This is a genomic window from Chryseobacterium sp. UF-81 (assembly GCF_058245105.1).
On sequence record NZ_JBSIBX010000009.1, the window covers coordinates 91,459 to 109,629 of the forward strand.

The 18,171-nt window shown below is 37.8% G+C and carries 11 protein-coding genes and 14 tRNA genes; 4 read left to right on the forward strand and 21 right to left on the reverse strand.

Going from position 1 to position 18,171, the window contains the following annotated elements; genetic code table 11:
- Nucleotides 1-57 precede the first annotated feature (57 nt).
- A complete protein-coding gene (gene fusA, locus AC4IFE_RS13390) occupies nt 58-2,124 on the forward strand; it encodes an elongation factor G (protein ID WP_490757684.1) in 2,067 nt (688 codons plus the stop codon).
- Between the two features lie 357 nt (nt 2,125-2,481).
- Here the strand turns inward: fusA and AC4IFE_RS13395 are convergent, their stop codons facing one another.
- On the reverse strand, nt 2,482-4,020 hold the full coding sequence (locus tag AC4IFE_RS13395; protein WP_490757685.1) for a SulP family inorganic anion transporter: 1,539 nt from the start codon (nt 4,018-4,020) through the stop codon (nt 2,482-2,484).
- 535 nt (nt 4,021-4,555) lie between these two features.
- Here AC4IFE_RS13395 and AC4IFE_RS13400 point away from each other — a divergent pair.
- Both AC4IFE_RS13400 and AC4IFE_RS13405 read left to right on the forward strand, forming a co-directional pair.
- Nucleotides 4,556-4,987 carry a transposase gene (locus AC4IFE_RS13400; RefSeq protein WP_490757686.1) on the forward strand — a complete coding sequence of 144 codons (432 nt, stop codon included), beginning with the start codon at nt 4,556-4,558 and terminating at the stop codon, nt 4,985-4,987.
- Nucleotides 4,988-4,999: 12 nt separating this feature from the next.
- Nucleotides 5,000-5,347 (forward strand): helix-turn-helix domain-containing protein, encoded by a 348-nt coding sequence (locus tag AC4IFE_RS13405; protein WP_490757687.1) that lies wholly within the window; start codon nt 5,000-5,002, stop codon nt 5,345-5,347.
- A gap of 726 nt (nt 5,348-6,073) precedes the next feature.
- Here the strand turns inward: AC4IFE_RS13405 and AC4IFE_RS13410 are convergent.
- Complete coding sequence (locus AC4IFE_RS13410; RefSeq protein WP_490757688.1) at nt 6,074-6,295, reverse strand: phosphate ABC transporter substrate-binding protein; 222 nt, start codon at nt 6,293-6,295, stop codon at nt 6,074-6,076.
- A 423-nt stretch (nt 6,296-6,718) separates the two neighbouring features.
- On the reverse strand, nt 6,719-8,236 hold the full coding sequence (locus AC4IFE_RS13415; protein WP_490757689.1) for a TROVE domain-containing protein: 1,518 nt from the start codon (nt 8,234-8,236) through the stop codon (nt 6,719-6,721).
- A 409-nt stretch (nt 8,237-8,645) separates the two neighbouring features.
- Here AC4IFE_RS13415 and AC4IFE_RS13420 point away from each other — a divergent pair, with 409 nt between their 5' ends.
- Nucleotides 8,646-9,095, forward strand: coding sequence for a VOC family protein (locus AC4IFE_RS13420; protein WP_490757690.1), 450 nt, complete (start codon nt 8,646-8,648; stop codon nt 9,093-9,095).
- Nucleotides 9,096-9,131: 36 nt separating this feature from the next.
- Here AC4IFE_RS13420 and AC4IFE_RS13425 read toward each other — a convergent pair whose 3' ends face one another.
- The 18 genes from AC4IFE_RS13425 to AC4IFE_RS13510 all read right to left on the reverse strand — a co-directional run bounded on the left by AC4IFE_RS13425 (nt 9,132) and on the right by AC4IFE_RS13510 (nt 17,466).
- Nucleotides 9,132-10,475 (reverse strand): SWIM zinc finger family protein, encoded by a 1,344-nt coding sequence (locus AC4IFE_RS13425; protein ID WP_490757691.1) that lies wholly within the window; start codon nt 10,473-10,475, stop codon nt 9,132-9,134.
- Between the two features lie 3 nt (nt 10,476-10,478).
- A complete protein-coding gene (locus AC4IFE_RS13430) occupies nt 10,479-13,175 on the reverse strand; it encodes a DUF6493 family protein (RefSeq protein WP_490757692.1) in 2,697 nt (898 codons plus the stop codon).
- 652 nt (nt 13,176-13,827) lie between these two features.
- Nucleotides 13,828-14,193 (reverse strand): cyclic-phosphate processing receiver domain-containing protein, encoded by a 366-nt coding sequence (locus tag AC4IFE_RS13435; protein WP_490757693.1) that lies wholly within the window; start codon nt 14,191-14,193, stop codon nt 13,828-13,830.
- 50 nt (nt 14,194-14,243) lie between these two features.
- On the reverse strand, nt 14,244-14,729 hold the full coding sequence (locus AC4IFE_RS13440) for a ribonuclease H-like YkuK family protein (protein WP_490757694.1): 486 nt from the start codon (nt 14,727-14,729) through the stop codon (nt 14,244-14,246).
- Nucleotides 14,730-14,868: 139 nt separating this feature from the next.
- Nucleotides 14,869-14,941, reverse strand: a tRNA-Phe gene (locus AC4IFE_RS13445).
- A 90-nt stretch (nt 14,942-15,031) separates the two neighbouring features.
- Nucleotides 15,032-15,105: transfer RNA gene (locus tag AC4IFE_RS13450), tRNA-Leu, on the reverse strand.
- An 8-nt stretch (nt 15,106-15,113) separates the two neighbouring features.
- Nucleotides 15,114-15,187 (reverse strand) — tRNA-Leu (locus AC4IFE_RS13455).
- 297 nt (nt 15,188-15,484) lie between these two features.
- Nucleotides 15,485-15,556 (reverse strand) — tRNA-Glu (locus AC4IFE_RS13460).
- An 83-nt stretch (nt 15,557-15,639) separates the two neighbouring features.
- Nucleotides 15,640-15,723: transfer RNA gene (locus tag AC4IFE_RS13465), tRNA-Tyr, on the reverse strand.
- 375 nt (nt 15,724-16,098) lie between these two features.
- A tRNA-Cys gene (locus AC4IFE_RS13470) sits at nt 16,099-16,180 on the reverse strand.
- A gap of 212 nt (nt 16,181-16,392) precedes the next feature.
- Nucleotides 16,393-16,464, reverse strand: a tRNA-Asn gene (locus AC4IFE_RS13475).
- 100 nt (nt 16,465-16,564) lie between these two features.
- Nucleotides 16,565-16,638, reverse strand: a tRNA-Ile gene (locus AC4IFE_RS13480).
- Between the two features lie 101 nt (nt 16,639-16,739).
- A tRNA-Ile gene (locus tag AC4IFE_RS13485) sits at nt 16,740-16,813 on the reverse strand.
- A gap of 95 nt (nt 16,814-16,908) precedes the next feature.
- Nucleotides 16,909-16,980 (reverse strand) — tRNA-Pro (locus AC4IFE_RS13490).
- 65 nt (nt 16,981-17,045) lie between these two features.
- Nucleotides 17,046-17,117, reverse strand: a tRNA-Asp gene (locus AC4IFE_RS13495).
- Between the two features lie 7 nt (nt 17,118-17,124).
- Nucleotides 17,125-17,198: transfer RNA gene (locus AC4IFE_RS13500), tRNA-Arg, on the reverse strand.
- Between the two features lie 6 nt (nt 17,199-17,204).
- Nucleotides 17,205-17,278 (reverse strand) — tRNA-Lys (locus AC4IFE_RS13505).
- Nucleotides 17,279-17,392: 114 nt separating this feature from the next.
- Nucleotides 17,393-17,466, reverse strand: a tRNA-His gene (locus AC4IFE_RS13510).
- Nucleotides 17,467-18,171 lie beyond the last annotated feature (705 nt).

The following is an 18,171-nucleotide window of genomic DNA, read 5'->3' on the forward strand; positions in this document are numbered from 1 at the left end:
CAAAACGAAGAGAATACCTAAGTGTATTCTCAAAATCAACAATTTAAATTCAGCAAAATGAAATATAACACAAGAAATATAGGAATCATAGCACACGTAGATGCAGGAAAAACCACTTTAACGGAAAGGCTTCTTTATTACACAGGCCTCATTCATAAAATCGGAAATGTAGATGATGGAAATACCACCATGGATAAAGACATCCAGGAGAAAAACAGGGGTATCACCATTTCATCCGCAGCCGTTTCCACGCAATGGAAAAAAGGAGAAACAGTTTATAACATCAATATTATCGATACGCCCGGACACATTGATTTCGCCGTAGAAGTCGAGCGTTCTTTAAGAATTCTGGATAGCGTTGTTGCCGTTTTTTGCGCTTCTTCAGGGGTTCAGCCACAAACCGAAAATGTTTGGTTCCAGGCTGAAAAACACGGAATTTCAAAGATATGCTTCATCAATAAAATGGACAGAATCGGAGCGGATTTCTTTGCGGTTCTTAAAGAAATTGAAACGAAACTTAATACAGTTACTATGGCACTTCAAATCCCTATCGGAGCAGAAGACCAATTTGAGGGAGTGATAGATTTAATCAGACAGAAAGCTTTATACTGGACCGATGAAAACGGAGAAACCATTGTTGACAAAGAAATTCCAGAGAATTATAAAGCAGATGCTGATGAATGCAGAATGAAATTAATGGAAACCCTCGCAGAATATGATGAAACATTCTTTGAGATTTTCATGGATCCTGAAAACAGAATTACCGAGGAAATGATCACTGAAGCCTTACAGAAAGTTTGCAGATCAGGAGTTGCAGTTCCGGTTTTATGTGGTTCTGCGTTTAAAAACAAAGGAGTACAGCCTCTTTTGGACGCAGTAGTAACTTATTTTCCGGCACCGGATGAACTTCCTGCTATTCAGGGAAAAGATCCCGATACGGAAGAAGCTGTAGAATTGGTAAGAAATGAAACGGAATCCTTTTCAGGCCTTGTTTTTAAAGTCGTGATCGATAAACATATGGGAAGGCTCGCCATGCTCCGTCTGTATTCCGGTTCGATAAAATCCGGAGATACGGTTCTGAATGTAAGAACAGGGGAAAGTTTCAGAATATCGAGAATTCTGAAGATGCAGTCTGATAAAACCTTATCGGTAGAGGAAGGAAAAGCAGGTGATATTGTGGCTTTAACAGGAATAAAAGACGCCAAAACCGGAGATTCACTATCAGCAGTAGAAAAACCTGTCCTTCTGGAAGCGATTACCATTCCTGCTCCTGTGATCAGGGTTTCAATAGAGCCTAAAACGAACAGAGATGAGAAATCTTTCGGTTTGGTTCTGGCTAAAATTCAGGAAGAGGATCCTTCTTTGGTGGTTGAAAGAGACCGGCAAACCGGAGAAACTTTATTGAGCGGTCTGGGTGAGCTTCACCTTGAGGTCACTCTGGAAAAGATCCGGCTCAATCATGGTATAGAAGTCAATCAGGGGAAACCTAAAGTATCTTACCGTGAGATTTTAACGGAAACAAGAACCCACAGGGAAAAGCTTTCGAAGCAGAATGGTGGAAGCGGACAGTTTGCCGATATCACTTTTGAAATTGGTCCAAGAGAAAATAATGAACCTGGATTGGAATTCATTAATCTGATCAAAGGAGGTGTTATTCCTGGTGAATTCATTCCCTCTGTAGAAAAGGGGTTCAGGGACTCTATGGAAAATGGACCATTAAAGGGCTATCCTTTAGAAAGTATGAAGATCAGACTTCTGGACGGTTCTTTCCATAATCAGGATTCTGCAGCATTTGATTTTGAAAATGCCGCGAGAGACGGATTCAGAGCGGCTGCTTTATCATGCAGTCCTAAGCTTCTGGAACCAGTGATGCAGGTGGAAATCCAAAGTATTGAAGAATACACAGGTGCTGTAACTGCTGATATCAACCGAAGAAGGGGAATTATTTCGTCCATTGATGAAAGATCAGGAAGAAAGATTTTCACAGCAGAAGTTCCGTTGGCCTCAACGTTCGGATACATTTCCGATCTGAGAACTCTGACGAGCGGAAGAGCTTCGATCAGCATGAAACTGTCGCACTATGCTTTGGTGCCGGATTTCATTGCGAATACATTAATAACCTAAAAAACGAGGGCTGTAAAGTGATTTACAGTCCTTGTTTGGTTATTGCAGGGTGAAATATGAATGGTCAATTGTGAATTTCGTGTACTATTTAACCACAAAAGTCACAAAAGATTTTCATTCTAAACACTTTAGATCACTTTAGTTTCAAAAGTTTATCATCCTGAAAACAATAAGATCACATAAGTAAAAAATCAAAGATTTTCATAAAACTTCAGTGTACTTTATACTGGTCATATATTCAACTTAAAAAATCTTTTGTGACTTTTGTGGTTGATATTTTGCCTCCCCAAAATTTAAATTTCTGAATCTCTAAATCTTTTAATATTTAAATTTTTAAATCTTTCAATTTCAAATCCCCTACTTCTCCGGCATCACCTTATACGTAGGATCTTCCTGGATATTGACTTCAATTACGGCTTCGGCATTTTTCAGCATTTTACGACAATCCTCACTGAGATGGCGCAAATAGAGTTTTTTGTTTTGCTGACTATACCGTTTAGACAGTTTATCCAGAGCATCAATAGCACTCATATCTACAATGCGGCTTTCCCTGAAGTCTACTACGACTTCGCCCGGATCATCCATCAGATCAAACTTATCCATAAATGCAGTTACTGAACCAAAAAATAAGGGACCGTATATTTCATAATGCCTGATGCCTTTTTCATCGATGGATTTTCTTGCCCGGATTCTTTTTGCATTGTCCCAGGCAAAAACCAGTGCAGCAATTACAACCCCTACGAGCACTGCCAATGCAAGATTGTGAAGAATAACGGTTATCAGGGCTACAGTAATTCCAACAAATATATCGGACTTAGGCATTTTATTGGCAATGCGGATGGACACCCACTGGAATGTACCTATAGCAACCATCATCATCACCCCAACCAGCGCAGCCATCGGTATTCTTTCAATAAAAGGGGCTCCGAACAAAATAATGATCAGAATCATTACCGACCCGATAATTCCGGAAAGTCTGGCCCTTGAACCTGCATTGAGATTAACAAGGGTTTGTGCCACCATTGCACAGCCTCCCATTCCTCCGAAAAAACCATTGGTAATATTGGCTATTCCCTGTGCTACAGATTCTTTGTTTGCATTTCCTTTTGAATTGGTGATCTCATCTACCATGGACAATGTAAGAAGAGATTCGATAAGACCAACTCCTGCCATTACCAAAGCATAAGGAAAAATAATCTGCAGGGTTTCTAAAGTAAAAGGAATCTGAGGAATATGAAAACTTGGAAGATTTCCGCTGATATGGGCAATATCTCCTACCGTTTTTGTGGAAATACCAAAACCCAAAACCACAAAAAAAACTATGATAATTGCTACTAAAGACGCAGGAACAGCTTTTGTGATCTTAGGAAAAAAATATACAATAGCAATGGTAAGAGCTGTAAGCCCTGCCATAATATATAAGGGCATACCCTGAAGCCACCCGGATGCTCCTGCGCTGTCTGTTATTTTAAACTGTTCTACCTGGGCCATAAAAATAATAACCGCGAGACCGTTCAAAAAACCATACATCACGGGCTGTGGGATAAGTCTTACAAATTTTCCAAGCTTAAAAACTCCGACAAGTATCTGGAAAATTCCAGCAAGGGCAACGGCGGCAAAAAGATATTCTACTCCGTGAGATTTTATCAGAGCGATTAATACAACAATGGTAGCTCCTGCGCCTCCTGAAACCATTCCGGGACGGCCGCCCAAAATTGCGGTAACAATTCCCATCATGAAGGCTGCATAAAGCCCGGTGAGCGGAGAAAGCCCGGCAAGAATCGCAAAAGAAAGTGATTCAGGGATCATGGTCATAGCCACTGTAAAGCCCGCCAGAAGTTCGTTCTTATAATTTATTTTTTTCGAGAAATCGAATAAACTTATTGTATTTTTCATTGAACTGCAAAGGTATATACTTGAAAGATGGAATGCAATTACTATGTTTGATCTTTTTAATTAAAATAATTCACATAGCTGTATAATTAATTTGTTAATTTTATTTAAAATTCGATTTGAAAGAGATTTTTTATGCATTTTTGAGAATTAGGTTCTATTTTTTCTTTAAATTTGAAAACTAACAGGCAGATTATTCACTATCTATTAACATTTACAGATAGCAGGATCTGCCGACACTAAGGTCAATAGTTAAAAATATTACGTAACTGTATGAAAAAGTTATAATGGCATATTCCTACAGAACCATGATAAAGGCGACATAAAGCAATTGATCAGGAATAAAATATTCTTAAGTCATAAATAGCCTAAAACAATATCGGCTGGTCATCCCTCGGACTGCCGACTGTACATAATCAAGGTATGGTACTGATTTTCTCGACGTACCTGTATTTTACCTGTGCTGTCATTCGCAGAAATGTAATATATTTTCTATTTTCTTTAATTCATGAATTAATAAATAGTAAGTACTCAATAAATGTTATATAAAGAAATTCATATAGGAAAGTTTATCAAGGAGATGGTTGATGAAAATGAGATATCCATGGAAAGGATCTGTAATTTTCTCAATAAAGATGTTAAATTTATTGAAAATATATACCAAAGTAAATCCATAGACACGGATTTACTTTTGAGATGGAGCAAGCTTCTGGAATATGATTTTTTCAGACTTTACAGTTCGCATCTCATCCTGTATGCACCTCCCTCTGCGGTGAATAAGAATCAAAAGAAATCTGATAAGATTCCTTATTTCAGGAAAAATATTTACACTCAGGAGATCAAAGATTTTATTATGAAAAGGATTTTATCCGGCGAAATGACCTACGGTGAGGTCATCAAAGAATATTCTATCCCCAAAAGCACTCTTCACCGATGGCTTCAGAAAAATAATGATAATACTAACGGATAAACAGAAATTCTTATGCGCCCCAATTACAAAAAGATATACTATGATATGCTGAAACTGGAACATCCGGAAAAGCTGAAAGATCCAAAGATCAAAGAACTTCTGGGAAAACTGAATACCACAGAAGATATATTAAAATTCAACGAAAAGATTTTTGAACAGTCGAAAGAAAGCCAGATTAACAACCAGAAGCTTAAAACCTATGATAAAGAAACGATGTTCAAGCTTTTACAGTATCAGAATAAACATGGTTTTTCTACCAGCTATATGTCCAGGAAATATAAGATCAGCAGAACAACGATCATGAACTGGAAGAAAGCTTTCGAAGAAGAAATAGAAGAAGTAATTAATGCCGGCGAATAATCGCCGGCATTTTTGTAAAAGGTAATGATCAAAGAGAGTAAGGGGCTGTCTGTGCCGGATTCGAACCGGATAGCCTTGCCGGAATTACCGACTTCGCTATTCCTCCCAAATATGTGACGATGTAACTTTCCTTTACGACACTTTTATATTTTAAACAAGGCAACAGCTGAGAGTGCAGTCGTGCTCTAACCAACTGAGCTACTCTTCCTATTGACAGACTGTGTTTTTTTTGTGGAAGAGGCGGGACTCGAACCCGCGACCCCGTCGTGATGAGCGAAGTAACACTATTCTACGGCACTTGTTTATTTTTTAATTTCAAAGAGGCAAAAGGCGAAAAAGCAGACATGCACCTTTTTCCTTACTGTTATTCAGGAGTATTGCACTTTTCTTAGATTTTTCGGTCTAATTCTGATTCGAAGTAAGCTTTTTCTACGGCACTCTTTTATTTTAAATCAAGGTAATACTGAAAGGATCTTTCTGCGTTTTGCTCTACCTGCTGAGCTACAATCCCGTTTACAACAAGGAAGGCAGGGATCGAACCTGCGACCTAAACGTTTAACAGTCGAAGTATGATCCTAAAACGACACTTGATTATTTTTAAGAAGGGCATTTGGCCAAACAGAAACTTAGGACAGAGTGATACCCTTACACCATCTGTTTCCAGAACAGGATTCGAACCTGTATTGCTGTCTCCCAACGAAGCAATTCTGTTTTACGGCACCTGCTTTATATTTTATAACGGGTCTTCCTGTATTTTTTCCAGTTCCGCTGGTATTTTTCCTGATGGGAATTCACCGTTTCGAAGCCATGTGGAAAGCAATATGAACAACCCATTTCAATTCCATACATTAATCTTGAGATCTGTATCCCGGAAATTTTCTTCGGAAAGTCAATGAGGCCGGATTCATTGACTCCAAAAGTTTGTTTTAATGTCTTATATTTTTTCATGTCTATTGAGAATTAACCTCAATACACAGTTCCTTTAAGACAGTATTTATACATTTTCATGGTTAATAGTTTTAAATTTTATCTTTTCATTGTATAAAACCAAGCAATTAGCCATAAGAGTCTTTGAATGTATTCAAATTGGAAGTTTGACGATGAAACTCTTAGTGTACGGCATTGGTTTGTTTTACCGGCGATTAAGCGGAAAGACTTTGTTTCAAGTCGGAATCGAAGAAGTTCTTCCCTTACGGCACCGGATTAATAACAATGCAAAGTTATTGTTGAAGTGCGCATTCTTTTTACGCAGTTAATTTTATTTTATTTTTTAAATAATAATCTATACTCTCTAAAAATTCTAAAACTCGCGCGAATTATATATTGTTGTTTTAGTTCAAATTTTTGTTTAATCTTTTAAAGCAGTGCCTTTTACAGCACTACTTTTTTAATGATTTGAACAGCAGACTTTCTGTCTTCCAAGGCATTCAGTACATCGAAAACCTTGTCTGACCAGCCGGCAATAAGGTATACATCATTTTTTTTGATATCCAGCGGCTGCTTTCCGTAACCTGCCAGATCAAAAATATATAATTTCGCATCAGGAGCTATCTGCTTATAATGATCCCAGGAATCTTCAAAAGAATGTCCGGTACCCTTACTGTTCCACAACTGGGTGTCGGTAAACAGCATTACTTTATCTGTTTTTTCTCTATTTCTGATAAGATCTTCGATCACCAGGTAACCGTTGGTAGAATAACCTACTTCACCTTCGCGCTTGTAAAACTCATTCACGTTTCTCAGAATACCATTTTTAGGCATCGGAATTCTCTTCCAGCTGTCACCGAACATACCGGTGATTACATTCTTACACTGTGACTGCAAAATCATAGACATCAGTAATCCAATATCGTAAAGCAAGACTTTACTTTTAGGAGAAACAGGCTGCCGCATAGAACCTGAAACATCCGCCGCAATTACCACGGAAGTATCAAAACCAAAACCTTTAATATTTTTTGCACTGATCATCACAGCATCTTCCAATGCTTCCAAAACAGATGACAGATAAGGCGATTTCATAGCCTTCAATTCTCTGTAAGCCGCTAAAAACCTGAACGGAAGCTGCTTTGAGTTGATGACAGCCTTTTCATTAGATAAATAACTGCAAAGCTTAAACATCGCATCAGAAGAAACTTTCGATTCCAAAATATTTCTCAGATTTCTTAAGGTTGCCATATAACCCAACTTATTGCTGAAAATCAATTCTTCCCACTTATTCTTAAAAGCCAGTTTTTTTTCAGCTTCATCTGCAAACTTTGTCTGACCCAATACAGAAAGTTCAACTTCCCATGTATAAGGAGTTTCCAAAGTATCTCCCACAATTTTATTAAAAACGGCCTGCTGATTTTCATCTTTTGCTTTCGGGTGAACCAGAAATAAGGCATCTTTAAGCGTTACTTCTGCCTTTCTGTTGTATTTTGCAAACTGGTATTCATCAAATTTATTGAAAGATTTCGCCAGACCTTTCTGAATTTGTTTGGAAAGCCTGTTCAGCTTTTTCATTTCCGTCCTTTGATTACTCGTCTGATAGTACGCCAAAAGTTCAGTGATTTCATCCGCTCTCTGCACCACACCATCTACTGTTTTGCTCACTAAGTCTGTACCTGAGGCCTGTTTTGCCAGTTCTGCGGTCAGCACCAGAGGAATTGAACGTAAATACATATCTTTTCTTGCATAAACCGCCAGCTTAGCTACAAATTCCGGATCATTTTTTTTGATCAGAGACTGAATTCTTTCCAATCTGTCATTTCCTTTTTCATAAGATGTGCCGGATAATCCTGTTGTAACAACAGCACTATATAGTTCTTCCGCAGGCGTCATGGTAAAGGCCTTTGCACCTTCGTAGTTCGCTACGGTATTTTTCTCTTTTTTTAAAAAATTAAATTTCATGAGTTACTGTTTTTTTTGTTAGACATGGAGGATCCACTTCCTCTCTGATTTCTGATGCAAAGTAAAGACAGCATTGCGCAGTCTTTTTGCGCAGTAAATATTTAAATGAAAATTTTTATTTTTTGTTTATGAAAAATATTTTCCGCAGCAGATTTTCGTGCAAGGATGATTATTGAAATTGTGATTAAAAATTTAGATTTTGGCTGAAGCCAATGGCTACGATATATTTTGCAAGCGGGCTAAAGCCCGCTCCTATTGAATTTTAGCAACAAGATCTTTTATCTTTTATCTTTTATCTTTTATCTTTTATCTTTTATCTTTTATCTATCATTCATTTCAAATAAAGGGATCAAAAATCTTTCCTTTCTGAAAATGCTTTGTCTAGCTTTGTGTACATTAAATTAAGGCTATGATTAAAGGATTATATGAAACCCATATTCAGGTAAGCAGTTTAGAGAATTCTATTAAATTTTATACTGAGGTCCTGGGCTTAAAACTGGCACATAGGGATGAAACACGTCCTATTGCATTTTTGTGGATCGGTGAAGGGAAAGAATTCATGCTGGGATTGTGGGAACAGAAGGAAAACCTTCAGCCAAGACATTTTGCATTCTCCAGCACTAAGGAGGATATCTTAAATTATTCTGCAGATTTTCTGACGAAAAAAGATCTGAAGCCTTATAATTTTCTAAAAGATGGCAGCAATGAACCTATGGTCTTTGCATGGATGCCTGCGCTAGCGATCTATTTTAATGATCCAGACGGTAATCAGCTTGAATTTATTTCGGTTCTTGAAGGCGAAGGAAGACCGGAATTGGGTGTAGTTTCTTATAAGGAATGGATGAAAGTTCATCAATAAAAAGGACAGACTTATTTTCAGAAGCTGTCCTTTTAATTAATGATGTACTAATTTTTTTACGGCAAGAACGTGTTTACATGATCCTCTTTCACCCTGATATTTACTGAACCATTCGCAGGTACACCGTTCTTTATCCCGGTCTATGATGACAGTATGCTGCACAACGGAACCCTGTACCCTTGCTTCGGTTCTGACCTTATTGATATTTAAAATCTCCACCTTTCCTTCTTCAATGAGTTTTTCTGCATTTTTAATCCGTGGATTCAGACCTGCAATACGGTTGAGCTTAAAGGGCAGCCTGCGGTAGAAAAAACCATTGTCATCCAGATCAAAACCCAAAAGCCCCATTGCAGCCAGTCTTCCTGTAAGATTGGCTGTTTTTTCCAGACTGATATTTTCATTTAAGGCAAATACTGAAGGGCTAAAAGACTGATTTGCATAAGCATATTTATCCAGTGCATCGATCCATTCGTCAGAAATATCACCGATAAGGCTGTCCAGCACCGCACCTTCTCCGGAAAAACCCCGCCAGGTTTCTCTTGACAATGAGAAGCTGAATCTTATGTTTCCCATATAAAGCTGCCATGTCGTGGACTGCATCTCAGCATGTGGAAATACCTGCATCTGGTCAATATAAGGAAGAAGAGGTTCTAAAAGGCGTAACCTGTGAAGTCCGCCGATACAAACCGCATCCACCGATTTTACCGGCGAAAACATGGGCTTGTTCCCTCGGATGATCAGGTAGTAATCTGATTTTACAGATCCTTTCGGTATTCCTCTGAAAAGCTGCTGGGTCTGGATTTTATTAAATGTAAGAAGCTTTTCTGATTCGGACAGACAGATCTGAACGGTACTTAATCCTTTAATCCATTTTACAGGCAACGGAACTTTTCGTTCGGTCACTTTTTCTTCTTCTTTGTAAAGCCCGACTTCTCTCTCACCCACGGAAAGCATTATTTTTTCATTGGGACGGATGCTTCCCAGCGCAGTAATCATCGGCTGGTTAAAATCTACATTGGTGGTTCCGTTTTCCAGAAACTCACCGTGCAGGCCATCCGGCAGTACATCTACCCTGGCATAAACACCGGCACAGTGTGAAAATCCTTCAAAGCGCAGCCTGCTGTTTCCGGCAGTAACGATAGGATCTTTAAGCAAAGCCATCTGAAACGGCGAGAGGTTAAAACTTGATTTCACAATATTGGAAAGCGTAATCAGGCATCTTGCCAGTATAAACGGCTGGCTGACATCTCCCCAGAAAAAGCAGGGAGCATCTGTATTCTTCTGAATTTCGCTGTACTTGGACAGGAATAATTCTTCGGATACATCTTTTTTTATCAGAGACGATGGCCTCTGATAGTTGTATATGAGCACATCTTCCATAATCTATTTTTTTAGAAGAAGATTGCAGATTTTTTTCAGACTGGAATTGTCTTTCCAGCTATTCAGTTTTTCTTTTAAGTTTTTATCGGGTTCCGATTGATTCAAAGCCAAAACCTCGTGGTAAATATCCAGTATCTTTTTAAGATTGGTAACCGGGATTTCCATCTGAAGCAAAATATTGGTAAAAAGCAGTTCCAGCGCCAGATTGTGATCTTTACTGACGTTGAGCATGAGATGCTGTACAATATCTGTAAATCTTTTTACAGGAGCCCATTCCAGTTTTTCATGAAGCCCGATCACCTTTCCCAAACGAGCATTATCCATAACTTTATGGGAAACATGTTCCAGCCAGATTTCAGCAGCGGTTCCGCGGATCACTTTGTCTCCGTCCAGAAAAATGGTCCCCAGAAACAGGTATCCCATTGCATCCAGAGGCTTTTTCATCTGATGGAGTGCCTGGGCTGTACTCAGAACGAGACTTCTTTCGTATACTTCTGCGATCCCTGAATAAAACAGACAGTTTTTAATGATCTTGGCAAAAATATTTCCAGGTGTATTGGGGAAGCTCCATATGAATGAAGGCATTTCAGAAATATCTTTTTGTTCTGCAATAAAGTATTCTAAGAAAAGCTGATGTTCTCTTTTTTTGAGGTTATATTTCGGAACAGTAATATTAAGCTCGACCGGATAATAGGAATTCTTTTTGCTGTCGATGGTTTTCCATTCATAATGACCGGTAAGGAATTCTTTAGGAATATCATCATATCCGAAGTCTTTGAATTGTTCAAAAACTTTTCCCGGGGAGCGCGTAATTCCTGCAGTCATCCACCATGAAGGATGTTCAAATTTTCCTTTCGGAGCAGCGTTTTTATTAAAGAAGAAAAGCAGAAGCTCTTTATATTCTCCTTTTAATTTCTTTTCAGTCTGCTGTAATGCGCCTGAGGTTTTTTCCAGTGAACAGCGCTGCAATGCAAGCTGTACATCCAGGTCATCGGGCTTTATATTTTTGTCCTGATAGATTTTAAATCTTTCTACCAATACTTCTGGGCTTATCCAGCATGGCTCATGGGTTACTGCAGACAGCAGCGGAATTTGATCTCCTGATGTTATTTTGTTAAAAATATGTACTGCGATATGTTTGAACGGCTCCATGGCCAATCCTCCGGCGTATATATCTTTGATGGGCCTCAGTTTTTTAGGATAGGAAGAATAAGCTTCTCTTGTGGCTTCATCTTCACGGGTTTTTTTATATATTTTTTCCAGGTTTTTAAGCTGAACCGGAAATTTTTCTAATAATGAAAGCCCGTAATTAATGATCAGATTGCACAGCAATACATTAAAATGGTGTACTTCCCATCTGGCAATGGTTTTACATGCTTTTTGAAATACAGGTTCAAAAAGTTTTACGGAATCAGCATCAGCTTCATCAGCAAAACGTATAAGTCCTGCCAGCGCCAGATCGTAATAATAAGTTCCGGGATTTTCTATAGCCTGCGGAAGAAGAAACATGAGATCCTCAAAGCTTTCAGGCTCCTGAACTTTGCACTCTTCATTGATGAGTTCCAGCGTTTCTGTATCAACGGGGTCCAGCTCCAGCTGTCTGTTGTCTATGTATTGAACCAACCCCGCTCTTACATTAGCCAATATATTATCTGCATAATGGGATAAAGCTTCTTTTATTCCTTCTGATACAGGGATATATTTAATAATGATTTTTGCCGCTTTGGTTTGTATACTTTCGTCTTTGTTTACAAATGCTGCACTTAAAGCCGTTGCCAGATTTTCTGTATCCGTTTTCTTTTTCTGAAAGATTTTTTCAGTCACTCCAAGGCTGGCTGCTACAACTGTTTTGACCTCTGAACTTAACATATTGGGAAGGAAATATGAGAATTCACCGGTTCTGAATGCAGGTTCCTGAACTATTTTCTTCAAATGGGCGAGTATGGTATTGACCGCCTTTGATTGTACGGAGGCCAACCCTGCCATCAGTTCGTCCTGAAGCATGATCAGCTCATCGTCAGAAGGTTTCAGAATGTTGAATGCATCCATAAACCATCCTGTCACATTTTTATTAAAATTCCTGTTTGAAGCCAGAAGGCATTCTCTGAGGAATCTTTTTCTTTCAATTTTATTTTCAGCAATCAGTTTTTGAATCAGTGGGAGCCATTCTCTTTTAAAAGGCAGAGATTTTGAAGGAAATTCGCATAGATACCAGAAGTGAGTTTCCATTGTTTCCGGAAATTTATCCAGATCGTATGGATGGAGGCTTAAATGATACCCAAGAAGCTCGGGCCTGGGCTGTACATAGCCTTTTTCTGCCCATCCTAAGATATCGTGGTAATTAAATGCTGTAAATTCTGCATCTATAGAGTCATTAATAAAATCCGAAAACCAGTGCGGACATCCCCATTCCAGTATTTTTTCGGTCTGTTCCTTATCTCTGAAAAGACTCCAGTAATTTTTCCCGTAATGCTTCTGATCCATACAGACAAATGATGCTATATCAATAATAGAATGCTGATCTGCTGAACCGGCAGTATGATAGGAGTTTTTCGTCATTATAATCTTGCTGATTTCGCGGTCCAGCTTTTTTATAGTGGGGACCAATGCTTTCCTTTCTTGTGCTGTAAGCTGTTTCAGAAATGGAATAATCTCATGTACTTTTTCCTCATTAAGGATCTCATAAAGTCTTTCTTTCATTTGTTTTTAATTTGATAATAATTTTTTTCAGGTTATTTTTCGTTTTGCGTTCATTTGGTCCGGCTACAGCATGATCATATAATTCATCACAAGGTCTGTTGGTATTGCGGCAATAGAAATGTTGTTATTTCCCAATCTTTATTTAAGAATTTCTTTAGAATGACCGGGATGTTTTTCTTTTGGGTCCGCCTTATAGGAAAAGGAATAATTTTCCTGTTTTTATAGTTTAAATAAATCTCCTTTAATTCATCTTCAATAAGCATAATTCCAAACTTAGGGACTAAAATAGTGAAAAATGTCTGACAGACATTAAATCAAGCTTTTAAAGTGATTTTTTTAACAAAAAATTATGCTTTTAAGAACGGTTTAAACATTATTTCTGAATAAAAGTTAAAAATTTTCCTTCAATGTATATGGCTTTATTTCCGCTGTTTATTTGTCAGATAATGGAAATAAATAATATTCCCAATCTTTTTCATACAAAAAACTCCCTTAAAAAAGGGAGTTATCAGATTTCAATTGAATCAATATTGCTGCAAACTTTTTGCGATTTTCTTCGCATCATCTAACCCTCTATAATGGGTGCCTTCGAGCTTAAGATCCAGATCATCTTGATTGGTGATTAGCTGTAAATACATTGGGTTTCATTTTTTCAATAGTTTTTAAAATTTTCTAAAAGACTTAGAATATTCTTCTTGCCCACTGGATTCATTGAATGGCAATAGAATTTTGGGAGATCCATATAATTATCCAAACAATATTCTATGAGCCATTTGGCACAGTCATAGCCAGTTTTTTCCGCATACTCATCAGAATTGGGTTTCAGATAATGTATATCCGCCAGGTCATGGTCAAAAGAGATCATTTCCGGAAGTCCTTTTTCCATAATCCGCTTAGTAAACTGCTCGTAATTGCGAACAATATGCCAGTCCTTTCTGAGGAAAATATCCTGTTTGGTATAATGATAGGCTTCAATAGGATATCTTATATCATCCAGAAACAGTAATCTTTTTGTCATTCCATCGTTTTATTTTTTAAGCCTGAAAGCTTACTCATACAATTATTATTTTAAACCATCATATCGGCACAATTGGAACTTGCAAATGCATGAGGCTTTGCTTTAAACACATATCCCATTCCCAGAATATAACCCATAGCGTCTTTCAAAGCAGCATTTGACTTGAAATCCGGGTCGGTATTAATGTCTGCGTGCACCTCCATTTCCACCCCATAAGCATCCAGAATAGCACAGATGGCGTAAGCAATTTCTACGGATCTGTTGACCTCATTCAGCATTCGTTCTTTGATACTGATCTTCTGTATTTGTCTTTCTTTTCTGATAAAGGTAAACGCTCCTTTTCCCTCACGTACAAATACTACTGCCGTAGCATAGCTGATCGCTTCACCGTAAACATGGGAATCTGAGCCCACACATACTTTCAGGCGGTGACCGTTAGCCTGTTCGCGGATAATGGCTTCTTCTACCAGCTGTGTGATAGGTTTCTGGAAAAAATTTCCTTTCATATTCTGCCATACTTCTTGTTGCGTTTCCATTTTTTTACATGTTTTAAATTTGTTTTATTTATCTGTTAATTTATGAAATGTCAATTTGCTTTGCTGTCAATTTAATATTCGCTATTGACTATTCACTTTTCTTTTATTCACCATTGATCAATCATCATTTATATTTCTGTGGAACAGACAGGAATCGAACCTGTACCTTTAGTTTTTCAGACTAACGTGCAGACCAGCTACACCACTCTTCCCTGTTTTATAAGTAATTGGTAATGAGTAATCACGAAATAGCTATATTGGTATTCATCATTCATCTTTTATGAATCATCATTTATGTTTTGTACCTCTCCCCAGATTCGAACCGGGACTTTACAGGGTTTAAAGCTGTTTTCTCTGCCAATTGGAATAGAGAGGCAATTGTTGTACGGGAAGAGGGACTCGAACCCCCAATATCCTGAGCCTAAATCAAGTGCGTCTGCCAGTTCCGCCACTCCCGCAAGTTTTTACCAGTAATGGGTAATCGGTAATTAGTAATTAAAAAATTAACTTATTGACAATTCACAACTGATCTCTCATCATTTCCACAATTACTCATTGCTTATTACTCATTATTTATGAATTAAGGTCAGAGAAAGCCTGTCTATATAAAACTATGCCTGTTAGTGTTTGTAAGATCTTCTGCGCTTGACAAACTTTTCTCTTTCCTGTTTCTGTGAATGATCAGCCAATCTATTTCTCAATCTGAACTTTCATGGTATTAATATTCATAACTGACTTCGGACCATTCACGTCTGTACTCCATAAGGGAATCGAACCCTTGTTGTCCGGCAGAAAGCCAGATGCACTTACCGTTATGCTAATGGAGCGTTTAAACCAACCGACCAGGAATCGAACCTGAACAACAAGAGTACTTTTCCTGCATGCTGCCGTTACATTATCAGTGGTTTTGTGGAAGTAGCAGGATTCGAACCTGCTCAGCAATGAAGCAACAGATTTACAGTCTGCCCCGGCTCTCCAACTCCGGCGTACTTCCCAGTATAATGAGTAACAGGTAATAAGCAATTAGTAATGGGTAATGGGTAATTTCTAACTTCTAATCTCTAATTTCTTTTTTGAAGAAAAACAAAGCCTGTCTTATTTTTTTGTTTGATATAAGAACTTCTTCGCCCGACAAACTTTTACTTTTTCTTCTGAATTAACTAAATTTTAAAAATGATCAATAATCTTAATCAATGATAGCTATCCGTCAATCCGTGATTTCCTCCCATTTCTAACTTCTAACTTCTAGTCTCTAATTTCTTTTTTGAAGAAAAACAAAGCCTGTCTTAATTTTTTGTTTGATATAAGAACTTCTTCGCTCGACAAACTTTTACTTTTTCTCCGGAACTAATCTCATTTTAGCTATTTGAGATGGCTATGGGATTCAAACCCACTCAGCTTATGCAACGGTTTTGCAGACCGCCCCGACTCTTCCACTTCGGCGAACCATCAGATAGGATTATAAATGATAATTGATGATCGATAGTTGATGATTAATAGTGAATTTACACCCCTATTAACTTCTAACATCTAACTTCTAGCTTCTAGCTTCTAATAAAAAAAGAAAAAGGCTGTCGGTATTTTCCATATTTGGCGTAAAGATCTTCTGCTCTTGACATACCTTTTTTCTTCTCTTTTGAAACAATTAACATTTAGTTATCTGCGATTCCGGAAAGATTTGAACTTTCAACTTCCGGTTTAACAGACCGGCGCTCTACCATTGAGCTACGAAATCTTTTTTGTGAATGGCGAATTGTCAATTCGTTTTACGATCAATTTTTTAAATTCACCTGCGAAGCAAACTCACCATTCATCATTCACTTTTTCATATCTTGTAATTCCGGAAGGACTCGAACCTTCAACCTTCGGTGTATCAGACCGACACTCTAACCACTTGAGCTACGCAATCTTTTTTTGTGAATCGTGAACAGTCAATTCGTTTTACTGTCAATTTTTAAATTCACCTGCGAAGCAGAATTTACTCTTCACCATTCACTTTTTCATATCTTATAATTCCGGAAGGACTTGAACCTTCAACCTTCGGTGTATCAGACCGACACTCTAACCACTTGAGCTACGAAATCTTTTTTTGTGAATCGTGAACAGTCAATTCGTTTTACTGTCAATTTTTAAATTCACCTGCGAAGCAGAATTCACAATTCACCATTCACTTTTTTAGTCTGGAAAGCAAGATTCGAACTTGCGACCTCCCGCGTCCAAGACGGGTAAACAACCACCGTTATCTTTCCAGTTTTTCAGGTTCAGTTTCCAATTTTTCCCGGAGACAGCCGAATTAAAATTTTCTCATGAACCTTGCGGTCTATGCGGGAATCGAACCCGCAGTGCCCAAGAGACAGTCGGGCAGGTTAGCCTTTACCTCAATAGACCTTTTTTGTAATTCTGAGAGGGATCGAACCTCTAACCTTCGGTTTAGAAAACCAACGCTCTATCCAATTGAGCTACAGAACTATTTTGTAATCCCAGAAAGACTTGAACTTTCAACCCCCGGTTTAAAAGACCGGTGCTCTGACCTATTGAGCTATGAGATTGTTTTGTTGTGACTGGTGAATTGTCAATTTGCTTTGCCTGTCAATTTTATATTCACAATTCACTATTGACCATTTCACATTTAATAAGATTCATCATTAATCATTCCCATTTATTGGGGTATCTTCGGGGATCGAACCCTGTTCTCCGGTTCCACAGACCGGTGCTTTACCAAATAAGCTAAAGAAACCATAAAAAAAGCACCTCTTTTCGGGAGGTGCTGTATATTCTGACGTAAGAGATCATTAGCTGACCCACGTATATAAGCACCTTTTAACTATAAATTCACTATCAAGAATGATACATGCATATCCTTTCGGCTCCTGTCCGTGTAATCTCGAATACTGATTAGATATGTTATGTAATTGTTTCATTATATTCCTGTTGTTTAAAAAGTTTTTGAATCCTGAAAAACCTGTTGCTTTCAATTTTCGGTTGCAAAGTAAGTATGAAATTTTTTAACTCACAAATTTATTTTTCATTTAAAACACTGAAAATCAGTTTATTATATTCAAATTTCAGCATAAGAAATAACTGTCCGCAATATCCTGCAGATCTCTTAAATACCTAAATGACTGTCTCTCATCGGGTTACTTATCACTCTTATTTATTGTATTAAATGTTCATTGTTAATTAAAAAATTTTTGTTTTTATGGTTATTTTTTTTCATTCTAAATAATTTATGGCCTAAAATACAAGAAACGCCTCGATAACTCGAGGCGTTTCTGCGGTATTTTGTTTAAATTCTTACGGGTTTATTGTAAATAATTTTCAAAGCAAGCACATTTCGCCTCATTCCATATCATCCATTCGTATCCGAATAATCCTTTTATTGAAGGGCTATCGCATAGATTTACGTTGATATGTGCTCTTTGTAGTGTCATAATTTTCTGGC

What these genes read in the sequence shown, in the direction of transcription:
- AC4IFE_RS13405 (WP_490757687.1), top strand. Translation starts at nt 5,000, where the DNA reads ATGCGCCCCAATTACAAAAAGATATACTATGATATGCTGAAACTGGAA.
- AC4IFE_RS13415 (WP_490757689.1), bottom strand. Translation starts at nt 8,236, where the DNA reads ATGAAATTTAATTTTTTAAAAAAAGAGAAAAATACCGTAGCGAACTAC.
- AC4IFE_RS13430 (WP_490757692.1), bottom strand. Translation starts at nt 13,175, where the DNA reads ATGAAAGAAAGACTTTATGAGATCCTTAATGAGGAAAAAGTACATGAG.
- AC4IFE_RS13435 (WP_490757693.1), bottom strand. Translation starts at nt 14,193, where the DNA reads ATGACAAAAAGATTACTGTTTCTGGATGATATAAGATATCCTATTGAA.
- AC4IFE_RS13395 (WP_490757685.1), bottom strand. Translation starts at nt 4,020, where the DNA reads ATGAAAAATACAATAAGTTTATTCGATTTCTCGAAAAAAATAAATTAT.
- AC4IFE_RS13440 (WP_490757694.1), bottom strand. Translation starts at nt 14,729, where the DNA reads ATGGAAACGCAACAAGAAGTATGGCAGAATATGAAAGGAAATTTTTTC.
- AC4IFE_RS13400 (WP_490757686.1), top strand. Translation starts at nt 4,556, where the DNA reads ATGTTATATAAAGAAATTCATATAGGAAAGTTTATCAAGGAGATGGTT.
- fusA (WP_490757684.1), top strand. Translation starts at nt 58, where the DNA reads ATGAAATATAACACAAGAAATATAGGAATCATAGCACACGTAGATGCA.
- AC4IFE_RS13410 (WP_490757688.1), bottom strand. Translation starts at nt 6,295, where the DNA reads ATGAAAAAATATAAGACATTAAAACAAACTTTTGGAGTCAATGAATCC.
- AC4IFE_RS13425 (WP_490757691.1), bottom strand. Translation starts at nt 10,475, where the DNA reads ATGGAAGATGTGCTCATATACAACTATCAGAGGCCATCGTCTCTGATA.
- AC4IFE_RS13420 (WP_490757690.1), top strand. Translation starts at nt 8,646, where the DNA reads ATGATTAAAGGATTATATGAAACCCATATTCAGGTAAGCAGTTTAGAG.